At 68.8% G+C, this 19,883-nt stretch carries 21 protein-coding genes; 5 read left to right on the forward strand and 16 right to left on the reverse strand.

Annotated elements, in window-relative coordinates; translation table 11 throughout:
• Positions 1-145: 145 nt before the first annotated feature.
• From RT91_RS09395 to RT91_RS09425, 7 genes are all read right to left on the reverse strand, one after another.
• Complete coding sequence (locus RT91_RS09395) at positions 146-1,627, reverse strand: amidase (protein ID WP_007421723.1); 1,482 nt, start codon at positions 1,625-1,627, stop codon at positions 146-148.
• A 6-nt stretch (positions 1,628-1,633) separates the two neighbouring features.
• Positions 1,634-2,569: a branched-chain amino acid ABC transporter permease gene (locus RT91_RS09400; RefSeq protein ID WP_007421722.1), complete on the reverse strand. Its 936-nt coding sequence runs from the start codon at positions 2,567-2,569 to the stop codon at positions 1,634-1,636.
• Positions 2,569-3,456 carry a branched-chain amino acid ABC transporter permease gene (locus RT91_RS09405; RefSeq protein WP_007421721.1) on the reverse strand — a complete coding sequence of 296 codons (888 nt, stop codon included), beginning with the start codon at positions 3,454-3,456 and terminating at the stop codon, positions 2,569-2,571. The genes RT91_RS09400 and RT91_RS09405 overlap by 1 nt, the downstream gene beginning before the upstream one ends.
• A gap of 30 nt (positions 3,457-3,486) precedes the next feature.
• Positions 3,487-4,722 (reverse strand): ABC transporter substrate-binding protein, encoded by a 1,236-nt coding sequence (locus tag RT91_RS09410; protein WP_007421720.1) that lies wholly within the window; start codon positions 4,720-4,722, stop codon positions 3,487-3,489.
• A gap of 21 nt (positions 4,723-4,743) precedes the next feature.
• The gene (locus RT91_RS09415) at positions 4,744-5,436 is read right to left on the reverse strand and encodes an ABC transporter ATP-binding protein (protein WP_007421719.1); all 693 of its coding nucleotides are present in this window, start codon (positions 5,434-5,436) and stop codon (positions 4,744-4,746) included.
• Complete coding sequence (locus tag RT91_RS09420; protein ID WP_012040418.1) at positions 5,429-6,187, reverse strand: ABC transporter ATP-binding protein; 759 nt, start codon at positions 6,185-6,187, stop codon at positions 5,429-5,431. The genes RT91_RS09415 and RT91_RS09420 overlap by 8 nt, the downstream gene beginning before the upstream one ends.
• A 159-nt stretch (positions 6,188-6,346) precedes the next feature.
• Positions 6,347-7,351: an NADP-dependent oxidoreductase gene (locus tag RT91_RS09425; RefSeq protein WP_007421717.1), complete on the reverse strand. Its 1,005-nt coding sequence runs from the start codon at positions 7,349-7,351 to the stop codon at positions 6,347-6,349.
• 115 nt (positions 7,352-7,466) lie between these two features.
• Between RT91_RS09425 and RT91_RS09430 the strand changes: the two genes are divergently transcribed.
• The 3 genes from RT91_RS09430 (at position 7,467) to RT91_RS09440 (ending at position 9,864) form a co-directional block, all read left to right on the forward strand.
• Positions 7,467-7,892 carry a ketosteroid isomerase-related protein gene (locus RT91_RS09430; protein ID WP_035187005.1) on the forward strand — a complete coding sequence of 142 codons (426 nt, stop codon included), beginning with the start codon at positions 7,467-7,469 and terminating at the stop codon, positions 7,890-7,892.
• 108 nt (positions 7,893-8,000) lie between these two features.
• Complete coding sequence (locus RT91_RS09435; RefSeq protein ID WP_007421715.1) at positions 8,001-8,828, forward strand: UDP-2,3-diacylglucosamine diphosphatase; 828 nt, start codon at positions 8,001-8,003, stop codon at positions 8,826-8,828.
• The gene (locus tag RT91_RS09440) at positions 8,812-9,864 is read left to right on the forward strand and encodes a glycosyltransferase family 1 protein (RefSeq protein ID WP_007421714.1); all 1,053 of its coding nucleotides are present in this window, start codon (positions 8,812-8,814) and stop codon (positions 9,862-9,864) included. The genes RT91_RS09435 and RT91_RS09440 overlap by 17 nt, the downstream gene beginning before the upstream one ends.
• Positions 9,865-9,868: 4 nt before the next feature.
• Here RT91_RS09440 and rplT read toward each other — a convergent pair whose 3' ends face one another.
• Positions 9,869-10,225 (reverse strand): 50S ribosomal protein L20, encoded by a 357-nt coding sequence (rplT, locus tag RT91_RS09445; RefSeq protein WP_007421713.1) that lies wholly within the window; start codon positions 10,223-10,225, stop codon positions 9,869-9,871.
• 13 nt (positions 10,226-10,238) lie between these two features.
• On the reverse strand, positions 10,239-10,442 hold the full coding sequence (gene rpmI / locus RT91_RS09450) for a 50S ribosomal protein L35 (protein WP_012040415.1): 204 nt from the start codon (positions 10,440-10,442) through the stop codon (positions 10,239-10,241).
• A gap of 264 nt (positions 10,443-10,706) precedes the next feature.
• On the opposite strand from rpmI, the gene RT91_RS09455 reads away from it, so the two are divergent.
• Both RT91_RS09455 and phnF read left to right on the forward strand, forming a co-directional pair.
• Positions 10,707-13,349: a glycosyltransferase family 2 protein gene (locus RT91_RS09455; protein WP_035187008.1), complete on the forward strand. Its 2,643-nt coding sequence runs from the start codon at positions 10,707-10,709 to the stop codon at positions 13,347-13,349.
• 58 nt (positions 13,350-13,407) lie between these two features.
• The gene (phnF, locus tag RT91_RS09460) at positions 13,408-14,145 is read left to right on the forward strand and encodes a phosphonate metabolism transcriptional regulator PhnF (protein WP_007423840.1); all 738 of its coding nucleotides are present in this window, start codon (positions 13,408-13,410) and stop codon (positions 14,143-14,145) included.
• A gap of 60 nt (positions 14,146-14,205) precedes the next feature.
• Here phnF and phnN read toward each other — a convergent pair whose 3' ends face one another.
• The 7 genes from phnN to RT91_RS09495 are packed head-to-tail and all read right to left on the reverse strand — an operon-like array spanning position 14,206 to position 19,882.
• A complete protein-coding gene (phnN, locus tag RT91_RS09465) occupies positions 14,206-14,751 on the reverse strand; it encodes a phosphonate metabolism protein/1,5-bisphosphokinase (PRPP-forming) PhnN (protein WP_035187011.1) in 546 nt (181 codons plus the stop codon).
• The gene (locus RT91_RS09470; RefSeq protein WP_035187014.1) at positions 14,751-15,416 is read right to left on the reverse strand and encodes a DUF1045 domain-containing protein; all 666 of its coding nucleotides are present in this window, start codon (positions 15,414-15,416) and stop codon (positions 14,751-14,753) included. Before RT91_RS09470 ends, phnN begins: the two co-directional genes overlap by 1 nt.
• Positions 15,409-16,530 carry an alpha-D-ribose 1-methylphosphonate 5-triphosphate diphosphatase gene (locus RT91_RS09475; protein WP_012040410.1) on the reverse strand — a complete coding sequence of 374 codons (1,122 nt, stop codon included), beginning with the start codon at positions 16,528-16,530 and terminating at the stop codon, positions 15,409-15,411. The genes RT91_RS09470 and RT91_RS09475 overlap by 8 nt, the downstream gene beginning before the upstream one ends.
• Complete coding sequence (phnL, locus tag RT91_RS09480) at positions 16,527-17,222, reverse strand: phosphonate C-P lyase system protein PhnL (protein ID WP_035187017.1); 696 nt, start codon at positions 17,220-17,222, stop codon at positions 16,527-16,529. Before phnL ends, RT91_RS09475 begins: the two co-directional genes overlap by 4 nt.
• Positions 17,219-17,983 carry a phosphonate C-P lyase system protein PhnK gene (gene phnK / locus RT91_RS09485; protein WP_007421759.1) on the reverse strand — a complete coding sequence of 255 codons (765 nt, stop codon included), beginning with the start codon at positions 17,981-17,983 and terminating at the stop codon, positions 17,219-17,221. Before phnK ends, phnL begins: the two co-directional genes overlap by 4 nt.
• Positions 17,980-18,813: an alpha-D-ribose 1-methylphosphonate 5-phosphate C-P-lyase PhnJ gene (locus RT91_RS09490; protein WP_035187019.1), complete on the reverse strand. Its 834-nt coding sequence runs from the start codon at positions 18,811-18,813 to the stop codon at positions 17,980-17,982. Before RT91_RS09490 ends, phnK begins: the two co-directional genes overlap by 4 nt.
• Positions 18,800-19,882: a carbon-phosphorus lyase complex subunit PhnI gene (locus RT91_RS09495; RefSeq protein ID WP_007421761.1), complete on the reverse strand. Its 1,083-nt coding sequence runs from the start codon at positions 19,880-19,882 to the stop codon at positions 18,800-18,802. The genes RT91_RS09490 and RT91_RS09495 overlap by 14 nt, the downstream gene beginning before the upstream one ends.
• Position 19,883 lies beyond the last annotated feature (1 nt).

Below are 19,883 nucleotides of genomic sequence, written 5' to 3' on the forward strand. Positions count from 1 at the left end.
AGCTCCACTTGGCATCAGGCGAGGTTCGGTGCCCGCGGCGGCGCGATTCTGCCCGCGGGGACGGAAGCCGGCCCTCTGGTCATGTTACAGCCCTTCCGATGTGGGCCGGCAGAGGGACCTGGTCAACCCACGAGACGGCCCGCCGTCAGATCGGCGGCGGTCGGCGTCCGGCCCAGGGGGCGGCCTGTTCGAGCTGCGCGGCGAGGCGGAACAGCGTCGCCTCGTCGCCGGAGCGGCCGATGAACTGCATGCCGATCGGCAGACCGTCCGGCCCGTGATGCAGCGGCACCGACATTGCAGGCACGAAGGTCAGGTTGGCGAGCTGGGTGAAGGGGGTGCGTTCGAGGTTGCGGAAGGCGAGATCGTCGACCACGCCGGAGCGGATCAGCAGCCCGCCGGCGCGCGCGCGGCTGATCAGCCGGCTCAGCGCCTGGATGGCGGGCGGGGAGTCGAGCTCGCCGATCCGCGCCGGACCGAGTGCGGTGGTCGGGGTGAGGTAGAGATCGTAGGTTTCGTGGAAGGCGCCGAGGGCGCGGGCGAAGCCGTTCCACTGCTCGCGCAGCTCGGCATAGGCGCCGGCCGACATGGCGCGGCCGATCGCCGCGATGGCCCTGGTATCCGGGTGGAAATCGGACTCGCGGCAGCCGTGCCGGCGTTTCAGCGTGGACAGCATGGCGGCGACCTGGCCGTAATACATGCCCATGTAGCAGCGGGCGAGCAGGGTGCCGTCGATCGCGGGTTCGGCCTCCTCGACGATGTGGCCGAGCGACTCGAGGAGGTGCGCGGTGGCGCGGGTCGCCTCGGCGATCTCGGGGGCGACGCGGCCGCCGATCGGCGAGCGGAGCGAAAAGGCGATCCTGAGCTGGCCCGGCGCCGCGCCGAGTTCGGCGAGGAAGGGCCGCGCCGGCGGGGCGATGACGAAGGGATCGCCGGGCGCCGGGCCGGCCAGGCAATCGAGCATGGCGGCGGAATCGCGGACGCTGCGGGTCACGACATGGTCGGCCACCGCGCCGTCCCACACCTCGCCGGCCAGGGGGCCGGCGGTGACCCGGCCGCGCGAGGGCTTGAGCCCGAACAGGCCGCAATAGGCGGCGGGGATGCGGATCGACCCGCCGCCATCGGAGGCGCCGGCCATCGGCACGTAGCCGGCGGCGACGGCCGCACCGGCGCCGCCGGAGGAGCCGCCGGGCGTGTGCGCGGGATTCCACGGGTTGCGGGTGGCGCCGTGCAGCCGGGTTTCGGTGATCGCCTTCAGGCCGAGTTCCGGCGAGGTGGTGGTTCCGGCGATGACCAGCCCGGCGCGCAGGCAGCGTTCGACGTAATAAGCGGAACGGGCGGCGACGTGATGGCGCATGGCATGGGCGCCCATCGTCATCGGCGCGCCTTCGTAGTCGTGACCCAGATCCTTCAGCAGGAAGGGCACGCCGGCGAAGGGGCCGTTGAGGCCGGCGGCGATCTGCCGCCGGGCGCGGTCGCGCAGGTCGGCGGCGATGGCGTTGTATCGGCCATCGCACGAGTCGATTCGCGCCAGCGTCGCGTCGAGCAGTTCGTCCGGCGAGAGTTCGCCGGCGCGGATCAGCCCGGCAAGCGACGTGGCGTCATGTTCGCGCAGTTCGTCAGTCGGCATCCCGCATTAAAGGGACAATTTGAGCCAGGAGGCAACTTCGCCGGCAACGCCGCGGCGGAACGCCAGCACGCAGGCGATGAAGATCGTTCCCTGGATCACCGTCACCCAGTCGCTGAAGCTGGCGAGGTAGTATTGCATCGCGACGATGATCGCCGCGCCGACCAGCGGGCCGAAGACGGTGCCGATGCCGCCGACCAGCACCATCAGGACGACGAGGCCGGATGTCACGTTGCCGACATCGGTGAGCGTCGCGATGCGGACGACCAGGGCATTCAACCCGCCGGCCACGCCGCCGAGGGCGGCGGCCAGGACGAAGATGATCCACTTGTAGTGCTCGACCTTGTAGCCGAGCGATATGGCGCGGTTCTCGTTCTCCCGGATCGCCTTCACGACCTGCCCGAAGGGCGAGTGGATCACCCGGTGCACGAAGAGGAACCCCAGGATGAACACCGCGAAGACCAGCCAGTAGATCTGCTTGTCGGCATGCAAGGGGATGCTGCCGAAGAGCGCGCCGCGCGGGATGTTCTGGATGCCGTTCTCGCCGCCGGTGAAGCCGGTGTCCTGCACGGCGAAGAAATAGACCAGCTGGGCGAGCGCCAGCGTGATCATCGCGAAATAGATGGTCTGCCGGCGGATGGCGAGCCAGCCGAACACGACGCCGATCGCGGCGGCGGTGAGGCCGCCGAGGAGAAGGCCGACCTCGGTCGAGGCGTGCATCGTCTGGATCATGTAGCCGGCGACATAGCCGCCCATGCCGAAGAACGCGGCCTGGCCGAGCGACAGCAGGCCGGTGTAGCCCATGAGCAGGTTCGCCCCCATCGCGAACAGGGCGAAGCACATCACCTGCATGACGAAGATCGGGTAGACGACGAACGGGGCGACCGCGAGAAGCGCGGCCATGAGCAGAAAGCCCACGGCCTGGGCACGGGTGAAACCGAACATCACGCCACCCTTCCGAACAGGCCGGCCGGACGGGCCAGCAGCACCACGGCCATCACCGCGAACACGACCACCGACGACGCCGCCGGGTAATAGACCTCGGTGAAGCCCTGGATGATGCCAAGACCGAAGCCGGTGAGGATGGCGCCGCCGATCGATCCCATGCCGCCGATGACGACGACGGCGAAGACGGTGTTGATCAGGTCGGTTCCCATGCCCGGGTTCACCGAATAGAGCGGCGCCGCCAGCACGCCGGCGAGCCCCGCGAGGGCGACGCCGGCGGCGAAGGTGAGCGCGATCACGCGCGGCACGTTCACGCCGAAGGCCTGCACGAGCGAGGGGTTCTCCGTCGCGGCGCGCAGCAATGCGCCGAGGCTCGTCTTCTCGATCACGAACCACACCGCGACGCAGATGACGATCGCCGCGACGACCACGAAGCCGCGATAGACCGGCAGATACATGAAGCCGAGATCCAGCGTGCCGGAGAGGATGCCCGGTGCGGAATAGGACACGCCGGAGCTGCCATAGGCGTTGGTGAACAGCCCTTCGAGCACGAGGGCGAGGCCGAAGGTCAGCAGCAGGCCATAGAGAATGTCGAGCTTGTAGGTGAAGCGGATCAGCGTGCGTTCGAGCCCGAGCCCGAACGCACCGACCATGACGGGGGCGAGCACCATCGCCGGCCAGTAGCCGATGCCGAGATAATGCAGCAGCCCCCAGGTCACGAAGGCGCCGACCATGAAGAGCGCGCCATGCGCGAAGTTGATCACGTTGAGCAGGCCGAAGATGATCGCCAGCCCGAGCGACAGCATCGCATAGAACGAGCCGTTGATGATGCCGAGCAGCAACTGCCCGAACAGCAGCGGCGCCGGCTTGCCGAGGATCATGAGCATGACGTGGATCTCTTCATGGCAGGCTGTGCCTCAGGCCTTGACCAGCGGGCAGCCTTCTGCCGCCATCGGCATGAAGGCGTCCTTCGCGGGGGTGGTCGCGAGGAGTTCGTAGTAGTCCCACGGCTCCTTGCTCTCGGAGGGCGACTTCACGCGGAACAGGTAGGCGTCGCACATGAAGCGGCCATCCTCGCGGATGTACTTCTTGCCGTAGGCGTCGTCATCGGTCGGCATCTTCTTCATCTGGGCGATGACGGCGGCGCCGTTCTTGACGTCCTTCATGTTGTTCATGGCCTCGACGGCCTTGAGGAAGTGCAGCGTGCCGGAGTAGCAGCCGGCCTGGCCCATCGAGGGGTAGTTGTTCGGCGTGCGGGGCTTCACGCGCTTCATGAAGGCGCGCGTGCGGTCGTTCAGGTTCCAGTAGAAGCTCTCGGTCAGCGTCAGGCCCTGGGCGATATCGAGACCCATGCCGTGGACGTCGTTCAGGAAGATCAGCAGACCGGCGATCCGCATCTTCTTGTTGAGGCCGAACTGGTGCGCCTGCTTGATCGAGTTGACCGTGTCCTTGCCGGCGTTGGCGAGGCCGAGCACGTCGGCGCCGGAGGACTGGGCCTGGATCAGGTAGGAGGAGAAGTCGGTCGTCTGCGGGAACGGATAGTTGATGTTGCCCAGCACCTGGCCGCCCATCTGCTTGACGACCGCCGCGGTCTGGTCATGCAGCAGGTGGCCGAACGCGTAATCGGCGGTGATGAAGAACCACTTCTTGCCGCCAGCCTTGACGATGGCGCCACCGGTGGAGTGCGACAGCATGTAGGTGTCGTAGGTCCAGTGCACGGTCTGCGCGTTGCAGAACTTGCCGGTGATTTCGGACGACGCCGAGTTCGTGTTGATGTAGGCGCGGTTCTTGTCGTGCGCGACGCCCTCGATGGCGATGCCGATCGCCGAGTTCGGCACGTCGATCACCAGGTCGGCGCCCTCATCGTAGAAGCGGCGCGCGAGAGCGGTGCCGACGCCGGGATTCTCCTGGTGATCGCCCTTGATCACCTCGACGTCGTAGCCCTTCTGCTTGGCGCCGAAATCGGCGATCGCCTGCTCGACGCAGGCCACCGAGGTCGGGCCGCCGATGTCGCGATAGGGGCCGGAGAAATCGCTGATCACCGCGATCTTGAGCTTCTTCGCCGAGGCCGCGCGCGCCCGCGCGCCCGGCAGGGTGGCGGCGGCAACACCGGCGGCGGCGCCGCCGAGAAGGTTTCTTCTGGTCAGGTCCATGGATGTTTCCTTCGTTGGGGTTCAGATACCAAGTCGCCGGTTGAGCGACTCGGCGCGGGCCGCGAGTTCATGGGCCGGGATCATGTCGACGACCTGGCCATGCTCGACGAGGTAGTGCCGGTCAGCAAGTTTGGCGGCAAAACGGAAATTCTGTTCGACAAGCAGAACGGTGAAACCGCGGCGCTTGATCTCGGCGATCATGTGGCCGATCTGCTGCACGATGACCGGGGCGAGGCCTTCGGTGGGCTCGTCGAGCAGCAGCAGCTTCGCGCCGGTGCGCAGGATCCGGGCGATCGCCAGCATCTGCTGCTCGCCGCCGGAGAGTTTCGTTCCGGGGCTCTTCGCGCGTTCGCGGAGGTTGGGAAACAGCTCGTGAATATCGGCGACACTCATGCCGCCGGGGGCGACGACCGGCGGCAGCATCAGGTTTTCCTCGACCGACAGGCCCGCGAAGATGCCGCGATCCTCCGGGCAGAAGCCGATTCCGGCCCGGCCGATCGTGTCCGGACGGGCGGCGATCAGTTCCGCGCCGCGGAAGCGGATGCTGCCGGACCGCTTCGGCACCAGGCCCATGATCGCCTTCAGCGTCGTGGATTTTCCGGCGCCGTTGCGGCCGAGCAGGGTGACGCACTCGCCCTCGCGCACCTCGAATTTCATGCCGTGCAGGACATGGCTTTCGTCGTACCAGGCGTTGAGATCGGCAACTTCAAGCATCGGCATGCTCCGAGCCGAGATAGGCGGTGATCACCGCTTCATCGGCGGAAACGCTGGCATAGTCGCCCTCGGCCAGCACCCGTCCGCGCGCCAGCACGGTGATCCGGTCCGAGAGGCCGGAAACGACCGAGAGATTGTGCTCGACCATGAGGATGGTCCGGCCGCTGCGGATCTGGCGAATGAGGGCGACGATCCGCGCCACGTCGGATTCCGTCATCCCGGCGGTCGGCTCGTCGAGCAGCATCAGCTTCGGATCGAGCGCCAGCGTCGTCGCGATCTCGAGGGCGCGCTTGCGGCCGTAGGAAAGCTCGGCCGCGGGGACATCGACACTGTCCGAAAGGCCGACATCGTAGAGGAGTTCGTGCGCGCGGTCGTTGAAGACCGAAAGCGCGCGTTCGCTGCGCCAGAAATCGAAATTGCCGCCGCGCGACCGGGCCAGGGCGACGCGGACGTTCTCCAGCGCGCTCATGTGCCCGAACACCGCCGAAATCTGGAAGCTGCGGACCATGCCGCGACGCGCGACGTCCGCCGGCTTGAGCTCGGTGATGTCGCGCCCCTCGAACACGATGCGTCCGGCACTCGGCTGCAGGAATTTGGTCAGCAGGTTGAAGCAGGTGGTTTTGCCGGCCCCGTTCGGACCGATCAGGGCATGAATACTACCCCGTTCGATCGACAGATCGACGTCCTGCACGGCCATGAAACCACGGAATGCCTTGGACAGGCCACGAGCTTCGAGAATATTGTCAGCCATTGCACAGGCGATCGCCTGCCGCCGCAACGGCGGGGGCCGAGATCAAGATGAAAGACATTTTCCCCTCGTCGGCCCCAGCGGGGCCAGTCACTAAATTGTGACGGCCTCGTGGCATATCGGCGGCATCAGTGCAAGTCCCCAATACCGCCGATCGTCATTTCAGACCTTCAGGACAAGCTTTCCAAAATTTTCGCCGGTGAAAAGTTTCAGAAGCGTTTCGGGAAAATTGTCGAGTCCGTCCACGATGTCTTCGCGGCTCTTCAGCTTGCCCTCTTTCAGCCAGCCGGCCATCGCCCGCATGCCTTCGGGGTAGCGGTCGGCCCAGTCGAACACGATCATGCCCTGCATCCGCGCGCGATTGACGAGCAGCGAGAGATAGTTCGCCGGCCCGCGCACCGGCGTCGTGCTGTTGTATTGCGAGATCGCGCCGCAGATGACGATCCTCGCGCGCAGGTTGATGCGGGCCAGGCAATCGTCGAGGATCTGGCCGCCGACATTGTCGAAATAGACGTCGATGCCGTTCGGGCAGGTTTCGCGCAGACGGTCGGGCACGCTTTCGGTCTTGTAGTCGATCGCCGCATCGAACCCGAGTTCGTCGACGATGTAGCGGCATTTGTCTTCGCGGCCGGCGATGCCGACCACGCGGCAGCCCTGGATCTTCGCAATCTGCCCGACCAGCGCGCCGACGGCGCCGGCGGCGGCGGAGACCACCACCGTCTCGCCTTGCTTCGGCTCGCCGACGGCAAGAAGGCCGAAATAGGCGGTCATGCCCGGCATGCCGAGGGTGGAAATGAACAGCGGCTTCGGCGCCAGGGACGGATCGACCTTCAGGCAGTCCTTCGCGGCGAGGGTCGCGACGCTCTGCACGCCGAGCGGGCCGGTCACCACGTCGCCGGCGGCGAAGCCCTCGGCGCGGCTTTCGATCACCGTGCCGATCGCGCCGGCGCGCATCACCTCGCCAAGCCCGACCGGCTTGATGTAGGACTTGCCCTCGTTCATCCAGCCGCGCATCGCGGGGTCGAGCGAGATGTATTCGACGCCGACCATGACTTCGCCGGCTTCCGGCGGGCGCGCCGGCTCGACGCGGAATTCGAAATCATCCCGCTTCGGCAGGCCGACGGGGCGGCGGATCAGACGGAACTGGCGGCTTTCGGGCTGGCTCATGTTTCGCTCCAATAAGTTTACGTATAGGGTAATCTCTGGCCGAGGGGCCGGCAAGGGGATGCGGCCTTGAAGCCCGCCGCAAAGTCTGGAATGTATCCGCTCCTTTCAGGAATGGATGACCATGCACAGCACGCCAGCCGAAGCGACCCGGGCCCTCATCGAAGCCTATTACGCCGCGTTCAATGAGGGGCGGCCGCAGGGCATGCTCGACCTGCTGAGCGAGGATGTCGCGCACGACATCAACCAGGGCCAGCGGGAGACCGGCCGTGCCGCCTTCGCCGCCTTTCTCGATCACATGAATGTCTCGTATCGCGAGCGCCTGACCGACATCGTCGTCTTCGCCAGCGCCGACGGGCGGCGCGCCGCGGCGGAATTCGTGGTGCATGGCGAATATCTGAAGACCGATGCCGGGCTGCCCGAGGCGCGCGGCCAGCGCTACGTGCTGCCCGCGGGCGCCTTCTTCGATGTGCGCGACGGCAAGATCGCGCGCGTCACCAATTATTACAATTTGCAGGACTGGACGGCCCAGGTCGGCGGTTGATTTCGCCCGCCTTTATCGGCGCAGTGCGTCATGTCGTTGTAAAGATCGAGGCCCTGTCACCGGACTTTCATTAGGCGCGACGCGCCGGCACGCCGTAGTGAGCGCGCCATGACAGTCCCCGGCGCGATCATCCGCTATCGCAGCGTGTTCATCTCGGACATCCATCTCGGCACGCGCGGCAGCCGGGCGGATTTCCTCGCCGATTTCCTGCGGCGGACCAGCGCCGAGCACATCTACCTCGTCGGCGACATCATCGACGGCTGGCGGCTGCGCCGCGGCTGGTACTGGGACCGCCACCATGACGACGTGATCAACCTGCTGCTCCGCCATGCGCGGGCCGGCGCGAAGATCACGTATGTGCCGGGCAATCACGACGAACTCGTGCGGCGCTATCTTCATCTCGGGCTCGAAATCGCCGGCGTGCGGTTCGCCGAGGAAGCGGAGCACGTCACCGCCGCCGGCGAGCGGCTGCTGGTGATCCACGGCGACCAGTTCGACTCGGTCGTGCGCTATGCGAAGCTGCTCGCGGTTCTCGGCGACTGGGCCTATACCGGGGCGCTGGTTCTCAACCGCTGGTTCAACATCGCCCGCGCGCGGTTCGGCTACCCGTACTGGTCGCTCTCCGCCTATCTCAAGCGCCAGGTGAAGGAGGCGGTGAAGGCGATCGACCGGTTCGAGGTCGCGCTGGCCGCCGAGGCCTCGGCGCGCGGCTTCGACGGCGTGGTCTGCGGCCATATCCATCATCCGGAAATGCGCGTGGTCAACGGCGTGCGCTACATCAACGACGGCGACTGGGTGGAAAGCTGCACGGCGCTCGTCGAGCATCACGACGGAAGGCTCGAACTGCTCGACTGGGCCGCGCTCAACCGGCTCTCCTTCCTCGCTCCCCGCGGCGAGACCGCCCAGCCCGGCGCAATGGATGCGGCACCTGCCTGATCCCGCCGGAATCATGATCGTCACCGACGCCTGGCACGCCCAGGTGAACGGTGTCGTGCGGACACTCTCGATGCTGGCGGATCAGCTTGCGCGGCTCGGCCAGCGGGTGCTCGTCGTCGGGCCGGACCGGTTCCTCACGCTGCCCTGCCCGTTCTATCCCGAAATCCGCCTCGCGGTCGCGCCGGGCCGGCGGCTCGGCCGGATTGTCGACAATTTTGCCCCGGACGCGCTGCACATCGCCACCGAAGGGCCGCTCGGCGTCGCCGCCGCGCGCCTGGCCCGCCGCCGGGGCTGGCAGTTCACCACCGCCTATCATACCCGCTTTCCCGACTATCTCGCGGCGCGGACCGCCCTGCCCCGGCGGCTCTCGTATGCCTGGCTGCGGCGCTTCCATCTGCATGGCGCCGGCACGATGGTGGCGACCGTTTCGCTCGCCGACGAGCTCCGCGCGCGGGGGTTTTCGAACACGCTGCTCTGGTCGCGTGGCGTGGATGCCGACCTCTTCAACCCCGGCCGGGCGATCGACCTGCCTTACGAGCGGCCGATCTTTCTCTCGGTCGGGCGGCTCGCGGTGGAGAAGAACCTGCCCGCCTTTCTCGATCTCGACCTGCCGGGCACGAAGCTCATCGTCGGCGATGGCCCGGCCCGGCCGGCGCTCGAACGGCGCCATGCGGGACCGCGGACGGTGTTTCTGGGCACGCGGCACGGCCCGGACCTGGCGAGCCTGTTCGCCAGCGCGGATGTTTTCGTGTTTCCGAGCCGGACGGACACGTTCGGCCTCGTCGTGCTCGAGGCGCTGGCGAGCGGCACGCCCGTCGCGGCGTTTCCGGTGGCGGGGCCGGCCGACATCATCGGGGGCGCGACGCCGCCGGTCGGTGTTCTCGATGAGGATCTGGGATCGGCGGCGCTGGCCGCCCTGAAGCTTGACCGCGCCGACTGCCGGCGCTTTGCCGAACGCCACAGCTGGGCGTCCTGTGCCGCGCTGTTCATGCGGCACCTGGTGCCGATCCGCGGGCGCGGACCGGCACCGGATTAGCCGATCAGCCGCGCACGGCCTTCGCGGCCTCGACGATCGCGGTGAAACCGGCCGGATCGTCGAACGCCATGGCGGCGAGCACCTTGCGGTCCAGCTCGATATTCGCGGCCTTGAGGGCGGCGATGAACTGGCTGTAGGTCATGCCCTGCTCGCGCACGGCCGCGTTGATGCGCTGGATCCAGAGGGCGCGGAACTCGCGCTTCTTGTTCCGGCGGTCGCGATAGGCGTAGCGGAGCGCCTTTTCGAGACGCTCGAGCGCAATCCGGTAATTGGTCGACGAACGGCCGACAAACCCCTTGGACTGCTTGAGAACCTTCTTGTGACGGGCGTGGGTCGTCACACCCCGTTTGACGCGTGCCATTGTCTATCGCTCCTCAATCCAGACCGTAGGGAGCCCACTGCTTGACGGTCTTGCCGTCCTGCTCGGGCAGCGCCATCGTGCCGCGATTGGTGCGCTTCATCTTCTGGGAGCGGTTGATCAGGCCGTGGCGCTTGTTGCCGTGGCCGGCCATCACCTTGCCGGTCGCGGTGATCTTGAACCGCTTCTTGACCGACGACTTGGTCTTCATCTTCGGCATTTCATACTCCTTCTCGTCCATACCCGACGCCTGCCGGGCGCGCGGCGTGCGGCCGGGCATGCCAAAATGGCCCGGGCTCGCGACCTGATCGCGCTGGAAGGGGGCGGTATAGGCAATCGTGCCGGGCTTGGCAACTCGCCGGCCGCACCCCCGGCCGATCGCTTGCCGCCGGACTGTCCGGCGGTTAGAAAACATGCATCGTCGAATCCGCATTTGAGGCCGCGCCGTGCCGCGGCGCACGACATTTCAGACAAGGAGATTTCCATGGCCAGATTGCCGGCCAGCGGAGCGGGACGCGCGAAGTCCAAACCCTCCGCGCCGCGCGCGGCGCCCGCGCCGACCATGCCCGCGTCGACCATTCTCGGGTTTCTCGACAGGATCGAGGATGCGACGCTGGCCGGATGGGCGGTGGATACGGCCGATATCGACCGGCCGCTGGCGCTGCGCGTGCTGATCGACGGGCAGGTCGCCGATGTGATCCAGTGCGATCTCGACCGGCCGGACCTGCGGCGGCTGAGCCTGCCGAACACGAAGGTCGGCTTCCAGTTCGCCATCCCGGCCATGCATCAGGACGGGCTTCGCCACGTCCTCACCCTGGCCACCGTGGATGGCCGCCCGGTCGGCCTGCCGGGCCGGGGCGGCTTCGTGCTGCCGGAGCTGCATTTCTGCCTCGCGCGGCAGGTGCGCGTGGACGGCGTTCTGGACGGGCTGGTGGACGGGCTGATCCAGGGCTGGGTGCTGCAGGTCGACGAGCGGACGGGGCAGAAAGCGGGCGGCGCCCGCGTCGTGGTGTCGACGAACGGCCAGCCGGTCGCCGAGCTGATGGCCGACCAGTTCCGGGCGGACGTGGCGGAGGCGCTCGGCGCCGACCCGGCCTGCGGCTTCTCGTGGTCGCCGCCGCCGGAGCTTCGGCGCAGCGGCGGAACGCTCAGCTTCGACTTCCACGTGATGCCCGGCCGCGTCGCCCTGCGCGGCAGCCCGGTCGAGCTGCGCATGCCCGGCTCGGCCGAGCGCGAGCGCATCGAAGGGCTGATCGAACAGGCGGACGACCTGTTCCGCTACGCCTACCGGCTGCGGCGCGAGCTCAAGGCGGTGCTGCCGGCCGAGGGCCATTCGCTGGCGAGCTACCGGAGCTGGGCCGCGCGCAGCCAACCCCTCGCCGGGGCCCGGATCGCCGCCCGCTACGGCGCGCGCGCCGACGCGCCGCTGGTTTCGGTGATCTGCCCGGTCTACCGGCCCGATCACGGCGAGTTCGTGACCGCGGTGGATTCCGTGCGCGCGCAGACCTACCGGAACTGGGAACTCATCCTGGTGGACGATGGCAGCGGCGATGCGCGGCTGGCCGCGCTGATGAAGCGCCTCGCCGACGCCGATCCGCGCATCCGCGTGCATGCGCGCAGGGCCAATGCCGGGATCGCCGCCGCGACCAACCGCGCGATCGAGGCGGCGACGGGCGATTTCATCGCCTTCTTCGATCATGACGACGTGCTGGAACCCTGCGCGCTCGACGCGATGATGCGGGCTCAGGCCGCGACCGGGGCGCGGCTGCTCTATTCCGACGAGGACAAGATCGACCGGCGCGGCGCGTTTTCCGAGCCCAATTTCAAGCCGGACTTCAATTACCGGCTGCTGCTCGACCTGAACTATATCTGCCATCTCGTCGTCGCCGAGGCGGCGCTGGTCCGCGCCGCCGGCGGGCTCGACCCGGATCTGGACGGCGCGCAGGACCACGACCTGCTGCTGCGCCTGGTCGAGCGGCTCGGCGCGCACGAGATCCACCATGTGCCGGAAATCCTGTATCACTGGCGGATCACGCCGCAGTCGACCGCCGGCTCCGGGGCGGCCAAGCCGAAGGCGGCGCTGGCCGGCGCCGCCGCCGTCGCCGCGCACCTGAAGCGGCGGGGCCTGGCGGCGCGGACCGAACGGCGGGGCGGGCTGACCTGCTATCGCACCAGCTTCCGCATGAGCGAGGACCCGGGCGTTTCGATCCTGATCCCGTATCGCGACCATATCGGGATGACGCGCGCGTGCGTCGAGGCGATCCGGGACGTGACGCGGGGCGCGCGCTACGAGATTCTTCTCCTCGACAACTGGTCGCAGGACGAGGAGGCGGAGGGCTTCGCCGTCGAGCAGGGCAACCTGCCGGACACGAGGGTGATCCGCATCGCCGAGCCGTTCAACTACTCGCGCATCAACAATCGCGGGGTGGAGGCGGCGCGCTTCCCATTTCTGCTGTTCATGAACAACGACGTGTTCGTGAGCGACCCGGAATGGCTGCGCACGATGCTGAACGAGGCGCTGGCCGATCCGGGCGTGGGCGCGGTCGGCGCGAAACTGCTCTATCCGAACGAGACCGTGCAGCATGCCGGCGTGGTTCTGGGTGTCGGCGGGATCGCCGATCACAGTTTCCGCGGACTGCCGGCCGACAAGCCGGGCTACATCGCCAATGCCATCGCCTGCCGCGAGGTTTCTGCGGTGACCGCCGCGTGCATGCTGGTCCGCCGCGAGGCGTTCGAGGCGGCTGGCGGCTTCGACGAGGACGGGCTGAGCGTGGCGTTCAACGACGTCGATCTCTGCATGAAGATCAGGCAGGCGGGATACCGCATCATCTTCAGCGCCGACGCGGTCTGCGAACATCGCGAGAGCCTGAGCCGGGGCGACGATTTCGACGAGAGCAAGCTGGCGCGGTTCATGCTGGAAAACGAGACGATGCGCGAAAGATGGGACGAAGCGCTGAAACGCGACCCGTTCTACAATCCGCATTTCAGCCGCGAGGGCGGCGTGTATCGCGACCTGCGGGTGATCGACCCGGCGGACGTCCGGCGTGTTTCGCCGCCCGCGCCCGCCCGGTTCCCGGCCGCGCCGGCGGCGGCGGCACCGAAGCCCCGGCGGCGGCAAGCGGGCTGATGCCGCCTGAGGCCGGCCATCTCTGGATTCGGGCCGCCGTTTCCGGCATCTGCTAGGCATGGATTTCGAACGCAAACGGGGTGAGGCCCTCTGGAGCCAGATCGCCAACGCGCTGGCCCGCGACATTCGCGAGGGGGTCTACCCGCACGACACGAGGTTGCCGACCGAGGCGCGGCTCGCCCAGGGCTACGGCGTCAACCGCCACACCGTTCGCCGCGCGCTGGAGGAACTGGCCAAGGCGCGCATCATCCGCACCGAGCATGGACGGGGGTCGTTCGTGGCGGAGGAGGTGCTGGATTACCGGATCGGCCAGCGGCCGCGATTCTCGGAATGGGTGCGCGGCCACAACCGCACGCCGCTCGGCGATATCCTGATGCTGGAGGAAACCGCCCTCGACACCCTGCCCGAAGCCGCCGCCGCCGCCGAGGCGCTGCGGCTGGCGCCGGCGCAACCGGTGATCCTGCTGGAGCGCATCGGCTCGGCGGATTCGACGCCGATCTCGCTGTCGCGGCACATTTTCCCCGCGCGGGCACTGCCGGGACTGCTGGAGGCGCTGCGGCACAGCGGGTCGATCACCGCGGCGCTGGCCGCGCTCGGGATCGCCGACTACACGCGCAAGTGGACGCGCGTCTGCGCCCGCCAGCCGGATGCGCGCGAGGCGCGGCTGCTGCGCATGGCCCGCAGCGACGCCCTGCTGGCCACGGAATCCCTGAACATCGCGGAGGGCGGGGCGCCGATCGAATTCGGCCTGTCGATCTATCCGGCGCCGCGCGTGCAACTGGTGTTCGAGCCGTAGAGTATCGTTATCCGATCCAACAGGATCGGAAAGTGCTCTAGCGGCGGGGCGCCCGCCGCATCACGGCAGGCAGGGCAGGTCGCGGCAGCGGAGCAGGATGCCGAGAAACGCCGCCCCCGCCGCTTCCGGCGTGGTTTCGTTGGCGACGACGGCATCGGCCTCGACCGGGGCCGCGGCGCGGGCCAGCCGCGCGCCGATTTCGGCCGCGGTTTCGCGCCGCCGGACCGCGAGCCGCGCGGCGAGGATGGCGGGCGCCGCCGTCACCGCGACGACGAAACAGGGAAAGCGGCGCCGCGCATCGGCCACGATCGCGCGGGAGACGTTGACCACGACGATCCGCCCGGCGTCGAGATCGCCGACGATGCTTGCCGGAATGCCGTAGCTCAGGCCATGCGCCGACCAGGAGAGGGCGAAGGCGCGGCGCTGGAACTCATCGTCGGAGACCGGTTCGTGATCCTCCGCCGGATCGGGCGGCCGGGTGATGACGCGCCGGGGGAACACGATGTCCGGCGCATGCCCGAGGTGGCGCCTGGCCTCGCGCAGCACCGTATCCTTGCCCGCGCCGGACGGGCCGACGACCAGCACGAGGCGGCCCGATCGCGGCATCAGGCGCCGAAGCGCAGGCGGCGGGCAAGACGGAACGGCGCCCCCGCGCCCTCTTCCACGAAGACGGCGATCCCGGTGACGCGCCGCGACGCGGCCAGGGTCTCGCCGAAATGCGCGGCGGCGGCGGGGACGAGCGGATTGTCGGCGATCCGGTCGGTCAGCGTCATGTGGAAGCGGAACGCATCGAACACCAGCGGATAGCCCCACCGCTCGATATACGCGCGCTCGGCGGCGGGGCGGCCTTCGGCGCGCCGCGCCCGCGCCGCCGCGTCCTCCGGCACGCGGTGGTGATCGAGTTCGGCGACGCAGGCATCCGCGAGGTCGCGCATCGGCGGGCAAGCCCCGGCGAGGCACAGGGCGAGGAAGCCGTGCAGGTTGGCGATGTCGAGGGGCGGCAGGTCGAAGGGCCGCCACCGCGCGGCGAGCGCCGCCGCATCGGCGATGAAGGCGTCGAGCCCGTGCCGCAGCGCCATCGGCGGCTTCAGCGTCGCGTGGAAGCCGTAGCGCCTTGGCGACTCCGTCATGCCCTCGAGTCCGGCGACCGGCGGCTGGGGCAGGCGCTCTCCGCTCAGCGGATCGCGGCCGAGCCAGGCGCAGCCCCGCGACCAGAGCGGATCATCCGGTTCGGGAACGTAGTAGACGGCGGCGCGGTGGGGTTCAGGCAATGCGCACGCCCTCCCGCCAGACGGACCGGACCACCGGCAGACCCTCGTAGACCCGCACCTGCACGAGATCGGCCCGCAGTCCGACGGCGAGCCGGCCGCGATCGTCGAGCCCGGCGATGTCCGCGGCCCCCGCGGTGACCAGCCCGATCGCGGCGGGCAGCGGCAGGATCTCGCGCGCGGCGAGGCAGAACACCGCTTCCAGCATGGACGCCGGCACGTAGTCCGAGGCCAGCGCATCGAGCAGGCCCTCGCGGACCAGGTCGAGCACCGCGACATTGCCGGAATGCGACCCGCCGCGCACGATGTTCGGCGCGCCGGCGATGCTGCGCATGCCGCGCGCGCGGGCGGCCCGCGCGGCGGCGAGCGAGACGGGAAATTCGGCGATCCCGATCCCTTCCTCCGCGTTGCGCGCCACATCGGCCTCGGTGTGATCGTCGTGGGAGGCGAGCGGAATGCCGCGCTGCCGCGCCTCGGCGATCACGAAGGCGCGGTTCGGGCCGTGATAGGCGTGATGATTGTCCTGCAACTCGGCGATGATGGTGTCGAGCTCGCCCTCGGCGACGCCCTCGTCGCGCCGCATCTGCCGGTAACGCTCGACATCCGCATACTGCCCGCTCAAACCGGGGCTGTGATCCATCAGCGAGATCAGCCGCACGCGATCGTCGTCGATGGCGCGGGCCAGCATGCCGGGCATTTCGGGCGCGGGGAGTTCGCAGCGCAGATGCAGGAAGTGCTCGCTCTTCAGGGCGCCGAGCGGCAACAGGGCGCGCAGGTCGACAAAGGCGTCCTCGAAGGTCTGGTTGCGGGCCTTGCCGAAGCCGATATCGCCGAGGCAGAGGGCGTCGAACACCGTCGTGATGCCGGCCGCAGCGCATTGCGCGTCATGCGTCAGCAGGGCGGACCGCGACGGCCAGCGCGCGTTGTTGCGCGGCTGGGTCTGCCGTTCCAGATTGTCGGTGTGCAGGTCGATGATGCCCGGAATCAGGTAATCGCCCTCGAGGTCGACATCCGCGCCGGAGCCGCCGAATGCCGCGATCCGGCCCTGCGCGACGGACAGGCTGCCGTCGCGGATTTGGTCGGGCAGCACGAGCCTTGCATTGGTGAACGTCGTCATGCGCTTTCCTTCAGGGGTTCGAGCGACAGCGTTTCGTCCGCCACGGCGTCGCGGACGTGCCGGTCGTGGAATATCCCGAGCAGGGCCGCGCCGCGAGCCTTCGCCTCGCGCATCAGCCCGATCACGATGTCCCGGTTGGCGGCATCGAGCGAGGCGGTCGGCTCGTCGAGGAGGAGGATCGGCCACTCGCAGGCGAAGGCGCGGGCGAGGTTCACGCGCTGCTGCTCGCCGCCCGAGAAGGTCACCGGCGGCAGGGCATGCAGGGGGGTTGGAATGCCGAGCCGGTCCAGCATCGCCCCCGCCCGCGCGGCGGCGGCCTCCGCGGCGGCGCCACGGTCGAGCAGGGGCGCGGCCACGACGTCGCGCGCGGCGAGGCGCGGCATGGCGCGCAGGAACTGGGAGACATAGCCCAGCGTCTCGCGCCGGATCTCGATCACCCGCTCCGGCGGCGCATCGGCCATGTCGATCATGGCGCCGCGATGGCGGACGCGGATCGATCCGACACTAACCCGGTAGTTTCCGTAGAGCGCGCGCAACAGGGTCGATTTTCCGGCACCCGAAGGGCCGGTCAGCGCGACGCACCGGCCGGCGCGCAGCGTCAGCCCGGCGCCGCGCAGCACCGGCAGCCGGGTTCCGTTCTGCAGGTGCAGCACGAAGGTTTTCTCAAGCCCGGCGGCGTCGAGCACGATCATGCGGGCAGCACCGAGGAGACGAGGAGCTGGGTGTATTCATGGTGCGGATCGTCCAGCACCTGATCGGTCAATCCGGTCTCGACGATGCGGCCGTGGCGCATCACCACGAGCCGGTCGGCGAGGAGGCGCGCCACGCCGATATCGTGCGTGACGAGGAGGACCGCGAGGCCGAGCCGGCGCACGAGGCCGCGCACCAGGTCGAGAATCCGCGCCTGGACGGACACGTCGAGCCCGCCGGTCGGCTCGTCCATGAAGACGAGTTCCGGCTCGGTCACCAGGGTCGCGGCGATCTGCAGGCGCTGGAGCATGCCGCCGGAGAAGGTGCGGGGCAGATCGTCGAGCCGCGCCGGATCGATCTCGACGGTTTCGAGCCAGCGCGCGGCGGTGGCGCGGATATCGCCGTAGTGCCGGGCGCCGGAGACCATCAGCCGCTCGCCGATATTGCCGCCCGCCGTGACCGAAAGCCGGAGCGCCTGCCGCGGGTCCTGCTGGACGAAGCCCCAGCGGGTGCGCTGCAGGTGCCGCAGCCGCGCCTCGCCGCGCCCGGCGATCGGCGACAGGCCCTCGCCCTCGTCATACAGCACGGTTCCCGAATCGGGCGCGATGCGGCCGCTCAGGACGTTCAGGAGGGTGGACTTGCCGGACCCGCTCTCGCCGACGATCGCCACGATCTCGCGCCGGCGCAGCGACAGCGAAACATCGTCCAGCGCGGCGACCGGGCCGAACCGCTTGCGGAGGTTCCGCGCCTGCAGCAGCGTCATGGCGCCGTCTCCCGCCGCGCCTCGCAGCAATCGGTATCCGAGCAGACGAACATCTTGCCGCCGCGATCGTCCGAGACGATCTCGTCGAGATAGGTCTCCCGCGCGCCGCACAGCGCGCAGGCGGCATCCGCGCGGCGGGGGTCGAAGGGATGATCCTCGAAATCCAGCGAGCGCACGGCCGTGAACGGCGGCACCGCGTAGATGCGCTTCTCGCGCCCCGCGCCGAAGAGCTGCATGGCCGGGTTCATGTGCAGCTTCGGATTGTCGAAGGCCGGAATCGGCGATGGCGACATCAGATAGCGCTCGTTCACCATGACCGGATAATCGTAGGACAGCGCGACGCGGCCATGGCGCGTGATCTCTTCGTAGAGCCTGACATGCATGGCCCCGTAATCCGCCAGCGCGTGCATCTGCGCGGCCGCGGCGCGGCTCGGTTCGAGCCGGTAGAGCGGCTCGGGTATCGGCACCTGGTAGACGATGATCTGTCCTTCCCGCAGCGGCGTCTCGGGAATCCGGTGCCTTGTCTGGATCACCGTCGCCTCGGCCGTGCGGGTCGTGGTGCGGATGCCGGCGGTGCGGGCGAAGAACCGCCGGATCGACACCGCGTTCGTCGTGTCGTCCGCCCCCTGGTCGATCACCTTGAGAACGTCGTCCGGGCCGAGGAGCGACGCCGTCAGCTGGATGCCGCCGGTGCCCCAGCCATAGGGCAGCGGCATCTCGCGGCTCGCGAAGGGGACCTGATGGCCCGGTATCGCCACGGCCTTGAGGATCGCGCGGCGGATCATGCGCTTCGTGTGCTCGTCCAGATAGGCGAAATTATAGCCCTGCATCGTCGGCCCCCGCTGCGGCCCGCATGGCGCGGATCGTTTCCAGCTCGCTCTGGAAATCCACGTGATGCGGCAATTTGAGATGTTCGACGAAGCCGGTCGCTTCGATGTTGTCGCAGTGGGATACGACGAATTCGACGTCCTGCGCCGGCGATGCGGCATCCTCGCCCAGTTCGTCCGCGCGCATCGCCCGGTCGACCAGCGCCATCGCGATCGCCTTGCGGTCGGCATGGCCGAAGCAGAGCCCGTAGCCGCGCGTGAATTGCGGCGGCGCCGCCCGGCTGCCGATGAACTGGTTCACCATCTGGCACTCGGTGAGCGTGATGTCGCCGATCTCGATCGCGAAGCCGAGTTCCGGCGGCACGATGCTGACCGGCACCTCGCCGACCCTGAGTTCGCCGACGAAGGGGTGATTGTTGCCGTAGCCGCGCTGCGTGGAATAGCCGAGCGCGAGCAGGAAGCCCTCGTCGCCCCGGGCGAGGGCCTGAAGGCGCACCCCGCGCGGGGCCGGGAAGGAGACGGGTTCCATGGTCAGGTCGCCGGCAGGCCGTTCGCCGGAGCCATCCGGCTCGATCAGCGATTCCGCGCCCAGAAGATCGGTCACGCGCGGCACCGGCGCGGGCGGCGGGACAGGCTCCGCACGCGGCTCCGCGGGCGGCGGGTCAGGCGCATCCGGCGACAGATCGAGCAGGCGATGGGTGTAGTCCGTCGTCGGCCCCAGGCGCTGGCCGCCCGGCAGATCCTTGAAAACGGCGGAGATCCGGCGCTTCAGCAGCATTGCCGCGGTGTCGACCGGCTCCGAATCGACCAGGCGCGGCAGCGTCGTGCGATAGGCGCGCAGCAGGAACGCCGCCTCGATCAGGTCGCCCTGCGCCTGGCGGATCGCCCGCGCGGCCAGTTCGCGGTCGTACAGGGCGCCCTCCGCCATCACGCGGTCGACCGCGCGGCCGAGCTGGTTGGCGATCTGGTCGAGCGCCAGAGGCGGCACCGACGGATCGCCGCGGCGCTCATCGGCCGTCCAGCGATGCGCCGCATCGATGGCCGCCTCGCCGCCCTTGACCGCCACATACATG

The organism is Acidiphilium sp. JA12-A1 (genome assembly GCF_000724705.2).
In the GTDB taxonomy this organism is placed as follows: Bacteria; Pseudomonadota; Alphaproteobacteria; order Acetobacterales; family Acetobacteraceae; genus Acidiphilium; species Acidiphilium multivorum.